Genomic DNA, 15,841 nt, shown 5'->3' on the forward strand with positions numbered 1-15,841 from the left:
CTGAACACGAGAAGAAAAGGCGGTGTTTCGCCCGGCCGGCGGATCAAAAAAAGAGCCTGCCTCTCGGCAGACTCTCTTGGGTTTACTTATTTTCCGGCCGGTACCGCCGCACCACGCCCAGGCCCAGCGGGTAGGGCCCGGTATGGACGGCAATCGTCGCGCCGATCTGGAGCAGCTCCACGTCGCAGGCGGAGCCGGGGTACTTGGCCCGGAGGGCGGCGCGGGCCTGCATCCAGAGCCGCTTGCCCTCCTCCTCGTCGTAGCCGTAGCCCACGATGATCCGGTAGTCGTCGGGGTCGGCGTTCCGCTCGGTCAGGTAGCCCAGCAGCTGGTCCAGCGCCTTCTCAAAGCTCTTCTGACGGCCCCGGGCCACACCGCCCGAGAAGATCTCGCCCTCTTTGAAGTGGATCATGGGCTTGACCCCCAGGAAGTTGGCCGCCCGGCCCGCTACCTTGCCGATCCGGCCGCCCTTGATGAGGTAGTCCAGGTTGCCCACGGTGAAGAAGATCTGGTTGGTGGGCATCACCCCGTTCAGCCAGGTCAGGGCCTCGTCCAGGGTGCAGCCCGCGTCCCGCAGGGCCACGGCGTTCTCCACCGTGGCGGCCTCGGTGACGGTGGCGCCGGCGGTGTCCAGCACCTCGATCCGGGCGTCGGGGTAATCCTCCAGCACCAGGGTGCGGGCGTTGCGGGCGCTGCCCACCCCGCCGCTCATCTTGCCGGTGAAGCAGAGGCAGAGCACCTCTTTGCCGGCGGCCGCCTTGGCGCGGAACACCTGCTCAAAGTCCTCGATGCTGGGCAGGCTGGTCTTGGGCGTGGCCTCGGGGTGATCGACCATGAACTGATAGAACTCCCGCACCGGCATCTCCTGCCCTTCTTTCAGGTAGGTCACGCCGTCGGTGGAGACATAAAAAGGCACCACCGTCAGCTGCATGGCCCGGGCCTGTTCGGGCGTCAGATCGCAGGCACTATCGGTAATAAGTTCAAACATTTCGCTTCCCCCTTGTTTTCGCCCCGGCAGGGCGGTTTTCTCGGCCCGTTGGGCTTAAGTGCGGTGGATATAAGCCTCCCGCTCGGCGCCCACCGAGATATAAGTGATCTTGCAGCCCACGGCCTGTTCCAGATACAGGATGTAATCCTGGGCGGCTTTGGGCAGGTCCTCCCACTTGCGGGCGGCGGTGATGTCGCAGTGCCAGCCCGGCAGGTACTCCACCACCGGCTGTGCGGTGTCCAGGGCCTCGCCCATGGGGAACCGGTCGGTGATGCTGCCGTCCGACAGCTTATAAGCCTTGACCACAGGCACCTTCTCCATGTAGTCCAGCACGTCCAGCAGGGTCAGGGCGACCTCGTCGCAGCCCTGGCAGAAGACGCCGTACCGGCTGGCCACCAGGTCGATGGGGCCGACCCGGCGGGGACGGCCGGTGGCTGCGCCGTACTCGTGGCCAGCCTCCCGCAGGTAGTGCTTCTCCTCCTCGGTCATGGCCAGCTCGGCGGTGAAGGGGCCGTCACCCACGCAGGAGGAATAGGCCTTCATGATGCCGATGGAGTTGTCCAGCTTGTGGCCGGGGATGCCTGCGCCGATGGGGGCGTAGGCGCCGATGACGTTGGAAGAGGTGGTGTAGGGATAGATGCCGAAGTCCACATCCCGCAGAGCGCCCAGCTGGGCCTCGAAGAGGATCTTCTTGCCCTCGCGGTCGGCCTTGTCCAGGTAGGCGCCGGCGTCGCAGACGTAGTCCTTGAAGATGGCGGCGTACTTCTGGAGCCAGGCCCACATCTCCTCCACGTCGATGGGGGCGGCGCCGTAGCTGCCCTCCATCACCAGGTTCTTGGAGTCCACCATGGTGACCAGGCGCTTCTTGACGGCCTCGTCCAGGTGGAGCAGGTCGCCCATCCGCAGGGTCTTCTTCATATACTTGTCGCCGTAGACGTAGGCGATGCCCCGCTTGGTGGAGCCGAACTGGGCGCCGGTCTTGGACAGACGGGCCTCTTCCAGGCCGTCCTGGGCCACATGGTAGGGCATGGTGATGGTGGCGCGGTCGGAAATCTTCAGGTTGGCGGGGCTGATCTGGATGCCCTGCTCCCGGAGCTTGGTAATCTCGCCGTCCAGGTGCTGGGGGTCGATGACCATACCGTTGCCCATGACGCAGACCACCTCCGGGCGGAGGATGCCGGAGGGCAGCAGGTTCAAAACGAACTTGCCCCGCTCGTTCTTGACGGTGTGGCCGGCGTTGTTGCCGCCCTGATAGCGGACGACAATATCGTACTCCTGACTGAGCAGGTCCACCATGCGGCCCTTGCCCTCGTCGCCCCAGTTGATCCCTGTGATTGCTGTAAGCATAATTCTTTGACCTCTTTTTTTATCGAAGAACAGCCTTTTCCGGGCACCTTGCCCGGGATACGCCATCCTGGAAACCATTTTTTGCCGGGCGGTGAAAAGCACACACCCGTACAGTATCTATTATACTCGCATTTGCCCCCGAAAAAAAGGGGCAATTTCGTTCCCGGGGGATTTGGCTCAGTTTTTGGGCAGTTTGGGGACGGGGCGGCGGGGCAGTTTGTGGATGGTGCCGTCCGGCTCCTGGATGGAGGTGTGCTCCAGCTGGTTCTGGAAACTCCGGCGGAAATCTGCCAGGTACTCCTGGCGGAGGGCCTGCTGCTCCTGCTTTTCCGCCTCGGTGAGGCCCTCGGGGGTTTTGCTCTTGTGGGCCAGCTCGTTGATGCGGGCGATCTTCTCCTGTGTCATGGCATGTTTCTCCTTTTGATTTTTCCCGCCGGCGGGGCGTTTTGCGCTTTGGGGCGGGTTGTGCTATACTCGGGGCAGAGCCCTGATCTTTGATTTTTACCGCGAGGTGATGTTTTATGCCCAAACAGCTGACCTACGCCCAGCAGATGGACGCGGTGCTGGCCTCTCTCGGGGGCAGCCGGCCCCGGCTTTTGCTCCACGCCTGCTGCGGGCCCTGTTCCAGCGCGGTGCTGGAACAGCTGAGCCAGTTTTTCGAGATTACCGTCCTCTATTATAACCCCAATACCTGGCCGGAAGCGGAATACCGCCGCCGGGGCCAGGAGCTGGAGCGGTTTGTGGCCGCGGCCCACCCCCTGGGGGTGAAGGTGGTGGAGGACCGCTACGACCCCCAGGAGTTTTACTCCGCCGTCGCCGGCCTCGAGGCCGAGCCGGAGCGGGGCGGGCGGTGCACCGTCTGCTACCGGCTGCGGATGCGCCGGGCCGCCCAGTACGCCGCCGAACACGGGTTCGACTGGTTCGCCACCACCCTCTCCATCAGCCCCCACAAGGACGCCGCCCGGATCAACCAGATCGGCCAGGAGCTGGAACAGGAGTTCGGGGTGAAACACCTGCCCTCCGACTTCAAGAAAAAGAACGGCTATCTCCGCTCCTTGCAGCTGTCGGAGGAGTACGGCCTCTACCGCCAGGACTATTGCGGGTGCGAGTTCAGCGCCCGGGCCCGGGGAATCACAGAGCCAAATAAAGGATGAACCTATGGGGCCAGCAAGTTTGCGGCCCCTTTTTTGCAGGAGAGGGATTTATTTTATCCCACCCTCCTCTTGTGCTGAGCCGATTTCCGCGGCGGGATGAACGAACTTGCGCGCTGTGGCAGCCGAGCGGTTCGACCGGCTGGCTCCGCACTCTCGGGCCGCGTGGTGGACCGACTTGCGGGGCCTGCCGGGCGAATCCGGGCGGCGGCCCTGGAAACAGCCGTTTTCGGTTCAGAGCCCCCACGGGGGGCGGGGCCGCAGGCCCCAGGGGAACATCTAAAGGGCGGGTGGGTGGGTTCAAATCATAACCCTTCCCTCATCAAAAAGGCCCCCGTAAAACCGCCCTTCGGCGGCTCCACAGGGGTCTTGTCATTTCAGAGCGGCCTTTGGCCGGGGGTCATCCCTCACGCCTTCTTCAGGGGGTAGGTGATGATCTTCTTGGGGCACTTGGCGACGCAGGTACCGCAGCCGGTGCACTTGTCGTAGTCGATCCGGGCCAGGTTATCCACAACATGGATGGCGTCGGAGGGGCAGTTGCGCTGGCACATACCGCAGGCGATGCAGGCGGTGGTGCAGAGCTTGTTGGCGGTGGGGCCCTTGTCGCAGTTGGAGCACATGACCACCGGCTTCTCGGGGCCGGCGGTGTCGATCATGATGACGTGCTTGGGGCAGACGGCAGCGCAGGCGCCGCAGCCGGTGCACTTAGACTGATCCACCACAGCCACGCCGTCCACAATGTGGATGGCGTCGAACTTGCAGGCCTTGACGCAGTCGCCCAGACCCGTGCAGGCAAAGGAGCAGCTCTTGGGGCCGCCGTAGAGGGCCGCAGCCGCGGCGCAGCTCTGGATGCCCTTGTACTCATAGCTGGGCTTGCAGTGGTCGGCGCTGCCCTGGCACTGGACCACGGCCTTCTTGACCACAGCGGAAGCCTCGCTGCCCATGATCTTGGCGATGGCAGCGGTGGCCTTGGGGCCGCCGGGGGCGCACTTGTCGCAGGCCTCGCCGTTCAGGACGACCGCCTTGGCGTAGTCGGCACAGCCGGCGTAGCCGCAGCCGCCGCAGTTGGCGCCGGCCAGGCAGCCCGTCACCTGCTCAATGCGGGGGTCCTCCTCCACAGCCATGAACTTGGAGGCGGCCACCAGGATGATGGCGCCCACCGCGCCCACGACGGTACAGAGGACAACAGCCAATACGATATTCATTTTCCGTTTCCTCCTTAGAGCGTGACGTTAAACAGGTTCTCGACGATGCCGCCAAAGCCCATGAAGGACAGGCTGGTGATCGCCGCTGCGATCAGGGTGATGGGCAGACCCTTGAAGGGGCCGGGGGCCTCGCAGAGCTCCACACGCTTGCGCACGCCGCTGAACAGGCACATGGCCAGCATAAAGCCCACGCCGGAACCCACCGCGCAGACCAGAGCCTCGATGTAGGCCGCCGCAAAGCCCAGGGTGGCCACATCGGCGCCGTAGTCGTCCACCACCAGGATGGTGACGGCCAGAACGCAGCAGTTGGTGGTGATCAGGGGCAGGTAGACGCCCAGGGAGTTATACAGGGAGACAACGTATTTCTTGAGGAAAATCTCGATGAACTGGACCAGAACCGCAATGACCAGAATAAAGACGATGGTTTGCAGGTAGCCCAGGTCCGCCGGGTCCAGAACATAGATCTGGATGGGGAAGGTGACGGCGGTGGCCATCAGCATAACGAAGATGACGGCGCCGGACATGCCGATGGAAGAATCCAGCTTCTTGGAGACGCCCAGGAACGGGCAGATACCGTAGAACTTCACCAGCACGTAGTTGTTCACGAGGATCATGCTGAAGAAGATGGCAGCGAGTTTGACGATCATTCTTTATCCTCTCCTTCCTGCAGTTCCTTGAGGGGCTGGCAGCCGATCTTCCGCTCGATGCGGGCGTCCAGCTTGCCTTCCAGCCAGACACAGCCGGCCATCAGCAGGCCGAAGCAGAGGAAGGCGCCGGGGGCCTGGGTCATGATGCCGATCTTGGGCAGGCTCTCGGGCAGAACCTGGAAGCCCAGCCAGGTGCCGCTGCCCAGGATCTCGCGCAGGGTAGCCATGCAGACCACGGTCAGGGTGTAGCCGATGCCCATGCCCACGCCGTCCAGGGCAGAGTCGATGACGGTGTTCTTGCAGGCGAACATCTCAGCACGGCCCAGGATGATGCAGTTGACGACGATCAGGGGCAGGAACACGCCCAGAGCGGTGTACAGGCTCTCAAAGTAGGCGTGCATCACCATCTGGACGATGGTCACGAAGCCCGCGATGATGACGATGTAGCAGGGCAGATGGACCTTGGCGGGGATGACGTTCCGCAGCATGGCGATCATGATGTTGGAGCAGACCAGCACGAAGGTGAAGGCCACGCCCATGCCCAGCGCGCTGGAGACAGCGGTGGTGACAGCCAGAGCCGAGCAGGTGCCCAGGATCAGCCGCAGAACCGGGTTCTCTTTAATAATACCGTTGGTAAGGATGCTTACCTTGGAAACTTTTTCTTGTGCCATTTCTTACCAACCTCCCTTATGCCAGCTCATTGTAGCAGTTGATGCAGTCATTGATGGCGGCAAAGAGCGCATCAGCAGAATAGGTCGCGCCAGAGTAGCTGTCGTAACCGTTGCCTGCGGTGATGTTCTGGGTGCCGTCCATCCCGTTGAACTGGGCCAGGTAGTCGGCATTGGCCACGTTGGAGCCGATGCCGCTGGTCTGGGTGGAAGCGTCCACCCAGATGCCGGTGACGGTGCCGTTGGCGTCAAAGCCCAGGATGACGGTGACGATGCCGCCGTCGAAACCGGACTCGCCGGCCTTAACCGCCATGCTGCCGTCGGTGTACTTCACCACGCCGGAGACGCCGGGGGTGGTGTAGTCGGTGACTTCTTCCAGGTCAGCCGCGCTGGAAACAGAGGGCATGACCTCCACATAGGCCGCCAGGGTGGTGGCCTTCTCGTTGGCTTCGATCACAGGAGCCGTAAAGGAGTTGATGACGGCCAGCAGCAGGCTGACGACCAGCGCGCTGACGCTGAGCACCAGGATCGGCTTGACCGTGCTCTCCCAAGTGGTAGACTTATTCATTTGCCGGCGCCCTCCTTTGCTGCTTTCTTCGCGGGCTTGACATAGCCATAGGGGGTCTGACGGGTCCAGTCGTTGATGAAGGGAACCCACAGGTTCATGAACAGCAGCGCGAAGGACACGCCCTCGGTGTAGCTGCCCCAGTACCGGATGGCAAAGGTCACAGCGCCCAGGGCCAGGCCGTAGATCAGCTTGCCCTTCAGGGTGAAGGGGCTGGTGACGTAGTCGGTGGCCATAAAGACGGCGCCGAAGAGCAGGCCGCCGGACAGGACCGCCGCCAGGCTCTCATGGACGCTGCCGGTGGCGATCATGTAGAAGACGAACATGCTGCCCACATAGGCCACGGGGATAGCGGCGCTGATGGTCTTGGTGACCACCAGGTAGACAAAGCCCAGCACGATGGCCAGGGCGCAGGTCTCGCCCAGGACGCCGCCGTGGATGCCCATGAACAGGTCCAGCAGGTTGAGCTTGCCGGGGTTGGCCACCTGAAGCGGGGTGGCCTTGGACAGCTGGTCCACCGCTGCGTCGGGGTAGACCCAGGCGTTCATCTCGGTAGCGAAGCTGATGAAGAGGACAATCCGGCCCACCAGGGCGGGGTTGGCGAAGTTCATGCCGATGCCGCCGAACAGCTGCTTGACGATGATGATGGAAACCAGAGCGCCGATCACCAGCTCGCCCAGGGGCATATTCACCGGCACGTTCAGGGCCAGGATGATGCCGGTGACCACAGCGGACAGATCGCCGATGGGGCTCTGCTTTTTCAGCAGCTTGCAGTACAGCCACTCAAAGGCCACGCAGGCGATCACCGAGACGGCCACCACCAGCAGAGCCCGCAGGCCGAAGATAATCGCAGAGGCCACCACGCAGGGGGTCAGGGCGACGATCACGTTGGCCATCAGGTCCTGGGTGCTCTCGTCCGACCGCAGATGCGGGGAGGCCGAAACAATAAGTTTCGTATCCATTACTTATTGCCTCCTTTTTTGATTTGATCAAGATAGTAGGCCTTGGCCAGACTCATCATCTGGGTGCAGGGGCGCTTGGCCGGGCAGACGAAGGTGCAGGAGCCGCAGTTGAAGCAGTAGTCCACGTGCAGCTTGCCCAGCTCCTCCACGTCCCGGGTGGCGTAGGCCGCATTGACCTCCACCGGGGCCAGGCCCATGGGGCAGTACTCGATGCAGCGGCCGCAGCGGATGCAAGCCTGGGCGGGGGCGGGCTTGGCCGCGGCCTCGCTCAGCAGGATCAGGCCGGAAGTGGTCTTGGTGGTGGGGTAAGAAAGGCTTTCCACCGCGGGGCCCATCATGGCGCCGCCGGCAACGACCTTGCCCAGGGTGACGCCGTCCTTGATGCCCACAGCCGCAATGATATCCTCGTAGGCGGTGCCCACGGGGACGACCAGGTTCTTGGGCTGGGCGCAGGCGTCGCCGTCCAGGGTGATGGTGCGCTCCACCACCGGCATGCCGGTGGCCAGGTACTTGCCCAGGGCGCTGACGGAGGTGACGTTCATCACGATGGCGCCGGCGTCGGCGGGCAGACCGCCGTGGGGCACCTCGCGGCCCAGGCACTTCTCGATCAGGATCAGCTCGGCGCCGGTGCCGTAGACGCTGGGCAGGGGTTTGACCTCCACGTTGCTCAGGTCCTTGGTCTTAGCGCAGAGCAGGTCGATGCACTCGGGCTTGTTCTTCTCAATGCCGATGATGCACTTGGGGATGCCGGTGTACTGGAGCACCGCCTGGATGCCGCGGACGATGTCGTCGCTGCAGCAGAGCATCTCCTGGGTGTCGCTGGTCAGCCAGACCTCGCACTCGGAGGCGTTGATCAGCAGGGTATCCACCGGGGTCTTGGGCTGGAGCTTGACGTCGGTCGGGAAACCGGCGCCGCCCAGGCCCACCAGGCCGCAGGCGCGCACCGCCGCCAGGAAGCTGGCTTTGTCGGTGACCACCGGGGGCTGGATGGCGGGGTCGACGGTCTGCTTGCCGTCGGTGGCGATGACCACCGCGTCGCAGGTCTTGCCATTGGCCAGGCGGAAGGTCTCCACCGCCGAGACCGTGCCCGAGACGCTGGAGTGGATGTTGGCGGAGACGAAGCCAGCCGCCTCGCCGATCAGGGTGCCGACGCAGACAGCGTCGCCCTTTTTGACAACGGGTTTGGCCGGTGCGCCGATATGCTGGCTCATCAGGATGCGTACCTGCGCGGGCAGAGGCATCGGGACCGGTTTGCTTGCAGCAGTTGCTTTGTCATGCGGCGTATGCGCGCCAAGCGCCGCACGTTTCAGCTTGTTCAACATGGACTATACAATCCCCCATTCTGATTGATGGCCGGGCCCCTTTATCTGCGTGAAGGCGCACGGGGGCCCGACAGCTGCTTAACATATTTATTTTATCATTTCATCCGCTCAAGTCAACGTCAAACAAGACAAAAATTTAGCAGATCCTTAAATTTCCTTACTATTAGTCCTGGCTAACCGGCATTCTTTTTTCCTTTTTCTTCCTCGGGGCAGGTTGTGGTTTGCCAACGGGGTGGGATTATGGTATACTAAGCAGTACAGACATTCTCACGGCTCAAAACCGCCCCTGGCCCGGCCGGGCGGCGCTGAATTGATCGACCCGCCGATGATTAAAGGAGGTTCTTGTTTCATGATGAAAGCACTCAAAACCCTGCTCGCCGTATTCACTGCCCTGGCTGTCGGGCTGACGGCCCTTCTGCTGTTCTACCACGACAAGAACGGCCCCCGGTATATCCATATTTACGGCGACGAGTTCTGATCCCAACACAAAAAAGCGCCGGCCCCTGCCGCCCAAAAAGGCGGAGGGGCCGTTTTTTTGTATTTTTATAAAGGCTCAGTAGTCCTTCTGGACCCCCAACAGGGCCCGGATGTAGGCGAAGGTCCGCTCCTGGCCGCAGTCCCGCACCATGAGCAGCAGTTTCTCCAGCATGGCCCGGGACTCGGGGTGCATCAGATAGTGGTCCCGGCTGCGCTGGTAGTACTCCCAGGCCGAGGCGTCGGTGTATTTGTCCCCGAGATAGACCCGGCTGGCGGCCACCCGGTCGCAGACCATCTCGCAGATGTACCGCAGGGGGATCTTCATCCCGGTGAGGCCCGCTTTCTCGGTGCCGTAGTCGATCCAGTATTCCAGGTGGTGCTTGTTCCGGCCCTTGTGGTGGAGCCAGGCGGCGGTGTAGCCCTTGGCCTGTCGCTCGGCCTCGTTGGGGCTGTGGTCCCCCTGGTAGTAGATGCACCCCGGGATGAACTCGGTGGGGCTGTATTTGCTCAGGTCGTGGGCCAGCCCCTGGGCGTAGAGCCCGCACTCGAAACAATACTCCATCACCAGCAGCTTGTGCCGGGTGATGGTCTTGAAATGGCCCGCAATGTTCATGGCGTACTCTCTCCCCTTTGGAATATTTTTGTTGGATTTGACCTTTTGTTAAACTTTACTGCCGGAACCGGACGGTCAGTTCCCCGTTTTGGAGCCGCCGCAGGTCGGCGCTCTCGGAGAAATCCTCCCGGTCGTAGGTCAGGCTGGGGTTGTAATAGGGGTCGTCCAGGATGTTTTCCCGGCCGTGGCGGTCGTAGAGCCGCTGCTGCTCGGCGGCGAACCGCCGGGCCTTCACCGGGTCTTTCTCGTCCCCGCCCCGGCTCTTGCTCTCGTAGTGGTAGAGCTGGGCGTAGGGGGTCCAGGCGATCCGGTAGCCCGCCTCCCGCACCCGGAGGCAGAAATCCACGTCGTTGAAGGCCACCGCGAACCCCTCGTCCAGGCCCCCCACCTGGTCATAGACCGAGGTTTTCACCAGCAGGCAGGCCCCGGTCACCGCCGAGAAATCCTGCACCGTGGCCGCCCGGAACAGATAGCCGCTGCCGCCCCGGGGGCGGTATTTGTGGCTGTGGCCCGCATAGCCCCCGAGGCCGGTGACCACCCCCGCGTGCTGGATGGTGTCGTCCGGGTAGTAGAGCATGGCCCCGCAGATGGCCGCGCCGCCCTCGTGGGCGCAGGGCCGGAGCAGCTCGGTGAGCCAGTCCCCGTTGAGGATTTCCACATCGTTGTTTAAAAGGAGCAGATACTCCCCTTTGGCGCTTTCCCGGCCGAAGTTGTTGATGGCCGAGAAGTTGAACCCCTTCCCCGGCCATTTCACCACCCGCAGACCCGGGTACCGGGCGGGGGCCTTTTCGTAATAAGCAAAGGTCTCGGGCTCGGTGGAGTTGTTCTCGATGACGATCACCTCGAACTTCTTCCACTGGGTTTTCTCGTAGATGGAGGAAAGGCATTTTTCCAGGTCGGCGGTGTGGTCCTTGCTCGGGATCAGGATGCTGACGAGAGGCTCCCCCTCAATCTCCCACTTCACCCGGTAGGTGCTGGGGAAAAGCCCGTCGCACACCTCCCCTTTCCGGCCGGTGCGGGCCAGGTGGTCGGCCAGGGCCTTTTTCGCCGCGGCGGCCACATAGGGTTTGGCCCCGGTGCCCCCCGAGGTGGAACCGGCGTGGACCCGCCAGTAGTAGAGCACCTGAGGCAGATGGGCCGCGCCGCCGTTTTGCTCGATCAGCCGGAGGAACAAATCGTGGTCCTGGCTGCCGTCGCACTCGGGCCGCTCGCCCCCCACCGCCTCGAATAAATCCCGCCGGAAAACCGCCAGGTGGCAGATGTAGTTGCAGCAGAGGAAATAGTCCGGGGCGTAGTCGGGCTTGAAGTGGGCCGCCCGGGGCCGCCGGATGTCCTTTTCAAACAAGGCTTCGTCGCTGTACAAAAAGCCGTCGGGCTGGCCCTTGGCCCGCAGGTCGAGGATGGCCCGGCCCATCTCCGCCATAGCGTGAGGGGCCAGCACGTCGTCGTGGTCCGCCAGGGCCAGATATTCCCCCTCGGCCAGGGCCGCGGCGGCGTTGGTGTTGGCGGCGATCCCCTTGTTTTCGATCTTTTTGTATACGATCTGTTGATTCTTCGCCCGATATTCCTCTACGATCCGCCCCACCTCGGGGTGGGCGGGGTCGGAGGCGTCCGCCAGGCAGAGCTGGCCGTTGGGGGCCGTCTGGTTCACAAAGGAATCCAGGAAGGCCCGCAGGTAGGCGGGCGGGGTGTTGTAGAGGGGGGTCAGGATGCTGATTTTGGGCAGGCCGCAGCTCTCCGCCGTCTTGCCCGCATATTCCGCCCGCTGGGCCGCCAGATAGTTTTTGGTGGGCAGGTAGCGGGCTTTTTTGCCTAGAAACCGCCGCTTGAAAAATCCGGCGCCCCGCCGGGCCATGGTGGAAAGCCCCTCTTCCCGGGCCAGCTGCACCGCGTAGCGGCCCAGCTCCCGGGCCCGTTTCAGCTGCTGGTTCATCCTCTCTCCCCTTTCGTTTTTGGTTTAGGCCTGGCCCCGCTGGACGGCCTTATAGGCGTCGCAGACGGTTTTTGTATCGCCGTTCATCTTGAGCTGGCCGTGGCTCAGCCAGGCGACTTTCGAGCACATCCGCTCGATCTGCTCGATGGAGTGGGAGACCAGGATCACGGTGGTGCCCCCGGCCATCAGCTCCTGCATCCGCTTTTCGCACTTCTGCTGGAAGAGGAAGTCGCCCACCGACAGAACCTCGTCGGCAATCAGGATCTGGGGTTTCGTAATGGTGGCGATGGCAAAGCCGATCCGGGCCACCATGCCGGAGGAGTAGTTTTTCAGGGGCACGTCCAGGAAGTTCTGCAACTCGCTGAACTCCACGATCTCGTCGAACTTCTCGTCCAAGTACTTGGGGGAGAAGCCCAGGACCGTGCCGTTCAGATAAATGTTCTCCCGGGCGGTCAGATCCATGTCGAAGCCCGCCCCCAGCTCGATCAGGGGGGCGATGGTGCCGTTCACCGTCACCTTGCCCCGGGTGGGCTTGTACACCCCGGCGATGGTTTTGAGCAGGGTGGATTTGCCCGAGCCGTTCAGCCCCACCAGGCCGTAAAAGTCCCCGGGCATGATGTCGAAGCTGACGTTTTTCAGGGCGTAAAACTCGTCGTAGTGCAGCCGGCCCTGGACCATGGCCAGGAAATATTCTTTCAGGCTCTCGTGCTTTTCGCTCGAGAGGTTAAAGCACATCGAGACGTTCTCGATGCGGATCATCGGTTCCATTGTTCCAGCGCCCTCCTTAAATATGCAGCACAAAGCGGTCCTGTGTCTTGCGGAAGACCGACACACCCACCACCATGGAGATCACCGCGCAGACCCCGCAGACCTCGATCATCCGCAGATCCAGCGCCTGGCCCCACATGACCGTCCGGCGGAAACCGGTGATATACCAGTAGATGGGGTTGAGGGCGATGACCTGCTGCATGTTGAACCCGCCGATGTTGAAAGTCATCTGGGCGGGGTCGTAGAAGATGGCCGAGAAATAGAGCAGCGCCGTGATAAAGACGCTCCAGATGTGCATGATATCCCGGAAGAACACGGTGCAGGCCGCCAAAAAGAGGCTGACCCCGAGGCTGAAAAAGAAGAGGGTCACCAGGGGGTAGAGCGCCTCGAACACCGTCCAGTGGAAGGGGCTGCCGGTGAAGAGCATCACAAGCAGCAGCGCCACAAAGCTGAACAGGCAGTTCACCATGGCGAAGCAGCATTTTTCCAGCGGGAAGATATACTTCGGGATATAGACTTTTTTCAGAAGGGGCGCGGCGGAGAGGACGCTGCTCATGCCGCTGGAGGTGGCCTCGTTGAAGAAGTTAAAGAGCAGCTGGCCGCACATCAGAAAGACGGGGAAGTTGTCGATCCCGCTGCCCCGCATATCCATCAGGCTGCTGAACACCGCCCAGTACACAAGGCACATGAGCAGAGGGTTCAGAACGCTCCACACCACGCCCAGCACGCTCCGGCGGTATTTCAGCTTGAAATCCCGGCTCACCAGGTTATACAGCAGATACCGGTACCGCCAAAAGGCGTTTACCATTCCTTTGAGTTTTGCCACGGCGCTCACCACTTCTCAAAGAACTCGAACTTCTGGGCGGCGAAGGGCTCGTGGAGCTTATCCTTGGCGCTGGTCTTGTGCTCGCAGCCGCAGTCGGGCCACTGGACGTTGACGGTGGGGTCGTCGTAGGGGATGCCGCCCTCCGAGGTGGGGTCGTAGACGTCGGTGCACTTATAGCAGAACTCGGCCACGTCGCTCAGCACCAAAAAGCCGTGGGCGAAGCCCTCGGGAATGTAGAACATCTTCTTGTTCTCGGCCGAGAGGGTCACCCCCACCCACTTGCCGAAGGTTTTGCTATTGGGGCGGCAGTCCACCGCCACGTCGTACACCTCGCCCAGGGTCACCCGGACCAGCTTGCCCTGGGTGTGCTCTTTCTGGAAGTGGAGGCCCCGCAGCACGCCCCGGGTGGAGCGGCTCTGGTTGTCCTGGACGAACTCGGCGGGGATGCCCGCCGCGGCGAAGTCCTCTTTCTTGTAGGTCTCCATAAAATAGCCCCGGTCGTCGCCAAACACCTGGGGTTCAATCACCACCACGCCGGGAATCTCGGTCTCAATAAACGTAAACTTGCCCATGGTTTCTACCTCTTGTTCTTCTTGTGTAAAAATTCATCCATACGGTTTTGCAATCTATCCTGAACAGGGGGTTGTTCCCCCTGTCGGGGTCAGGTTTTGCGGGGGGCGGCCCGGCGCCGGGTCAGCCGGAAGGCCGCCGCAGCCAGCGCCAGGGCCGCCACAGCGGCCGCCGCCAGTTCCCACCGCACCACGGCGGGGGAAACGTCCTCGGCGGCGGGCAGGATGCCGCCCCGGCTGGAATCAAAGAGGGCTGCGAGCCCATCGAGATGCAGCGGCACCCGGACGCTGGCGGTTTCCTGGGCGGCGCCGCCGTTGACGGTGTAGACGGCAAAGGCTTCCAGCTCGCTGCCCATCAGGTACCGGTCGGGCAGTTCCAGGGTGACCGAGACATCCTCTGCCGTCAGGCCCGGGGCCAGCAGCAGGCTCACCCCCGGGTCGGTGACCGCCACCGCGCCCACGGCCCCGCCGCCGCCGGCGACTTCCAGCTGGCGGGTCTCGGCGCCGCCGGAGATCTGGGTATAGCCGGTCCACTGGCTGAAGGCGTAGTCCAAAAGGGTGGCTACGTCGGCGTATTTATCGGTTTTCAATTCGCTGTGGATGGTGGCGCAGATCAGCCGCACCCCGTTCTGTTCCGCCAGGCAGACGTAGCTGTACCGGGCGATGTTGGTGTAGCCGGTCTTGGAGCCCAGAATCGAGGGGATATAATATCGGCTGCTGCCGATCCGCAGCGAGTCGTCCAGGGCGAAGTACCGGGTGACGGGCTGGAGGTTGGTGGGTTCCATCACATAAACCTCGTTCCGGGTGATCAGGTCCTGAAAACCCGGCTGGCCCAATGCCCAGCGTAATATCCGGGCGATATCATAACAGCTGGTATAATGCTCGTCGTTGCTGATGCCGTGGGGGTTGACGAAGTGGGTGTGCTGGAGGCCCAGTTCTTCCACCTGGGCGTTCATGGCCTCGACGCCCCCCTCGATGGTCCCGCCGCCGAAGTATTCGGCCAGGACGTTGGCGGCGTCGTTGGCGCTGGCCATGGCGGTGGCGTAGAGCAGATCTTCCAGCGGGGCCTGTTCCCCTTCCTGGAGGGCGATATGGCTGGAGTCGGTGCCCGCCAGGGAGTAGACGTCGTCGTGGCTGACGGTGCACAGGGTGTCCCAGCTGCCCTGGGCTTTTTCACAGGCCAGGCCCATGGTCATCACCTTGGTGATGGAGGCGGGGTGGAGTTCCATATCCATATTCTGCCCCGCCAGCACAAGGCCGGTGTCGGCGTCGATGATGCAGTAGGCCAGGGTATTTTCCAGCGCCGGCCCCGCCGCCCCGGCGGGCAGGGCCGCCAGGGTCGCTAGGGCCGCCAGCAGCAAAACGCAGAGCGCCGCGGTGAGTTTCGTCATCTTTCCCTCTTTCCGCCGCCGGGGGCGGCCAAACGTCTGCGCGGTATGGTCTCCGCGCGCTATCTTTTACAGTATAGCACACTTTCCCCCCTCCGCAAAGGTTTTTATTCGCGCTGTACGTTGGGTGGGGGCCGCTACGCCCGAGTCGCGGCAGCTGTAGGTTTCAGCGCGCCTTGGGCGCAAGTGATACGCAGACCTAAACTTTTTGTCTGTGTTGTATACCTTAAAAACCGGTTGGCATCTGCACCAAAAGCCAGCCTTTCTACAATTTACATTGTTAATTCGCATTTTTTGTACAGGTCTGGTTTTTGTCTTTTAAAAAGCCAATTTCTCCAAATTTTGTATAAAACACGTTTATTTCACATCTTTAAAAAAATTTATTTGTATAATATGCATCTACCCCCCCCCC

The 15,841-nt window shown here is 62.3% G+C and carries 17 protein-coding genes; 2 read left to right on the top strand and 15 right to left on the bottom strand.

Going from position 1 to position 15,841, the window contains the following annotated elements; all coding sequences use genetic code 11:
• Positions 1–82: 82 nt before the first annotated feature.
• From JCM17207_RS13015 to JCM17207_RS13025, 3 genes are all read right to left on the bottom strand, one after another.
• Entirely contained in the window at positions 83–988 is a 906-nt protein-coding gene (locus tag JCM17207_RS13015; RefSeq protein ID WP_238318055.1) for a DegV family protein, read from the bottom strand.
• A 54-nt stretch (positions 989–1,042) separates the two neighbouring features.
• Entirely contained in the window at positions 1,043–2,335 is a 1,293-nt protein-coding gene (locus JCM17207_RS13020) for an adenylosuccinate synthase (protein ID WP_238318056.1), read from the bottom strand.
• Positions 2,336–2,512: 177 nt separating this feature from the next.
• Positions 2,513–2,740 (bottom strand): DUF896 domain-containing protein, encoded by a 228-nt coding sequence (locus JCM17207_RS13025; protein ID WP_238318057.1) that lies wholly within the window; start codon positions 2,738–2,740, stop codon positions 2,513–2,515.
• Between the two features lie 116 nt (positions 2,741–2,856).
• Here JCM17207_RS13025 and JCM17207_RS13030 point away from each other — a divergent pair, with 116 nt between their 5' ends.
• Positions 2,857–3,489 (top strand): epoxyqueuosine reductase QueH, encoded by a 633-nt coding sequence (locus JCM17207_RS13030; RefSeq protein ID WP_238318058.1) that lies wholly within the window; start codon positions 2,857–2,859, stop codon positions 3,487–3,489.
• Positions 3,490–3,893: 404 nt separating this feature from the next.
• Here the strand turns inward: JCM17207_RS13030 and JCM17207_RS13035 are convergent, their stop codons facing one another.
• Genes JCM17207_RS13035 through JCM17207_RS13060 form a run of 6 tightly spaced genes read right to left on the bottom strand, consistent with a single transcriptional unit; the run spans position 3,894 to position 8,774 of the window.
• Positions 3,894–4,691: an RnfABCDGE type electron transport complex subunit B gene (locus JCM17207_RS13035; RefSeq protein ID WP_238318059.1), complete on the bottom strand. Its 798-nt coding sequence runs from the start codon at positions 4,689–4,691 to the stop codon at positions 3,894–3,896.
• 14 nt (positions 4,692–4,705) lie between these two features.
• Positions 4,706–5,338: an electron transport complex protein RnfA gene (locus tag JCM17207_RS13040; protein ID WP_238318060.1), complete on the bottom strand. Its 633-nt coding sequence runs from the start codon at positions 5,336–5,338 to the stop codon at positions 4,706–4,708.
• Positions 5,335–6,009: an electron transport complex subunit RsxE gene (rsxE, locus tag JCM17207_RS13045; protein WP_238318061.1), complete on the bottom strand. Its 675-nt coding sequence runs from the start codon at positions 6,007–6,009 to the stop codon at positions 5,335–5,337. The genes JCM17207_RS13040 and rsxE overlap by 4 nt, the downstream gene beginning before the upstream one ends.
• Before the next feature lie 16 nt (positions 6,010–6,025).
• Entirely contained in the window at positions 6,026–6,574 is a 549-nt protein-coding gene (locus JCM17207_RS13050) for an RnfABCDGE type electron transport complex subunit G (protein ID WP_238318062.1), read from the bottom strand.
• Positions 6,571–7,533, bottom strand: a complete 963-nt coding sequence (locus JCM17207_RS13055; protein WP_238318063.1) for an RnfABCDGE type electron transport complex subunit D — start codon at positions 7,531–7,533, stop codon at positions 6,571–6,573. Before JCM17207_RS13055 ends, JCM17207_RS13050 begins: the two co-directional genes overlap by 4 nt.
• Positions 7,533–8,774 (bottom strand): RnfC family protein, encoded by a 1,242-nt coding sequence (locus tag JCM17207_RS13060; RefSeq protein ID WP_238318064.1) that lies wholly within the window; start codon positions 8,772–8,774, stop codon positions 7,533–7,535. Before JCM17207_RS13060 ends, JCM17207_RS13055 begins: the two co-directional genes overlap by 1 nt.
• A gap of 430 nt (positions 8,775–9,204) precedes the next feature.
• On the opposite strand from JCM17207_RS13060, the gene JCM17207_RS13760 reads away from it, so the two are divergent.
• The gene (locus tag JCM17207_RS13760; protein ID WP_273493900.1) at positions 9,205–9,333 is read left to right on the top strand and encodes a hypothetical protein; all 129 of its coding nucleotides are present in this window, start codon (positions 9,205–9,207) and stop codon (positions 9,331–9,333) included.
• A gap of 75 nt (positions 9,334–9,408) precedes the next feature.
• Here JCM17207_RS13760 and JCM17207_RS13065 read toward each other — a convergent pair whose 3' ends face one another.
• From JCM17207_RS13065 to JCM17207_RS13090, 6 genes are all read right to left on the bottom strand, one after another.
• Positions 9,409–9,945 (bottom strand): DUF5662 family protein, encoded by a 537-nt coding sequence (locus JCM17207_RS13065; protein ID WP_238318065.1) that lies wholly within the window; start codon positions 9,943–9,945, stop codon positions 9,409–9,411.
• 55 nt (positions 9,946–10,000) lie between these two features.
• Positions 10,001–11,878, bottom strand: coding sequence for a glycosyltransferase family 2 protein (locus JCM17207_RS13070; protein WP_238318066.1), 1,878 nt, complete (start codon positions 11,876–11,878; stop codon positions 10,001–10,003).
• 24 nt (positions 11,879–11,902) lie between these two features.
• Positions 11,903–12,646, bottom strand: a complete 744-nt coding sequence (locus JCM17207_RS13075) for an ABC transporter ATP-binding protein (RefSeq protein WP_238318067.1) — start codon at positions 12,644–12,646, stop codon at positions 11,903–11,905.
• Positions 12,647–12,662: 16 nt separating this feature from the next.
• Positions 12,663–13,454, bottom strand: coding sequence for an ABC transporter permease (locus JCM17207_RS13080; protein WP_238318068.1), 792 nt, complete (start codon positions 13,452–13,454; stop codon positions 12,663–12,665).
• 23 nt (positions 13,455–13,477) lie between these two features.
• Positions 13,478–14,044 carry a dTDP-4-dehydrorhamnose 3,5-epimerase gene (gene rfbC / locus JCM17207_RS13085; protein ID WP_238318069.1) on the bottom strand — a complete coding sequence of 189 codons (567 nt, stop codon included), beginning with the start codon at positions 14,042–14,044 and terminating at the stop codon, positions 13,478–13,480.
• 89 nt (positions 14,045–14,133) lie between these two features.
• Complete coding sequence (locus JCM17207_RS13090) at positions 14,134–15,432, bottom strand: D-alanyl-D-alanine carboxypeptidase family protein (RefSeq protein ID WP_238318070.1); 1,299 nt, start codon at positions 15,430–15,432, stop codon at positions 14,134–14,136.
• Positions 15,433–15,841: the final 409 nt, after the last annotated feature.

It is taken from the genome of Faecalibacterium gallinarum, assembly GCF_022180365.1.
In the GTDB taxonomy this organism is placed as follows: Bacteria; Bacillota; Clostridia; order Oscillospirales; family Ruminococcaceae; genus Faecalibacterium; species Faecalibacterium gallinarum.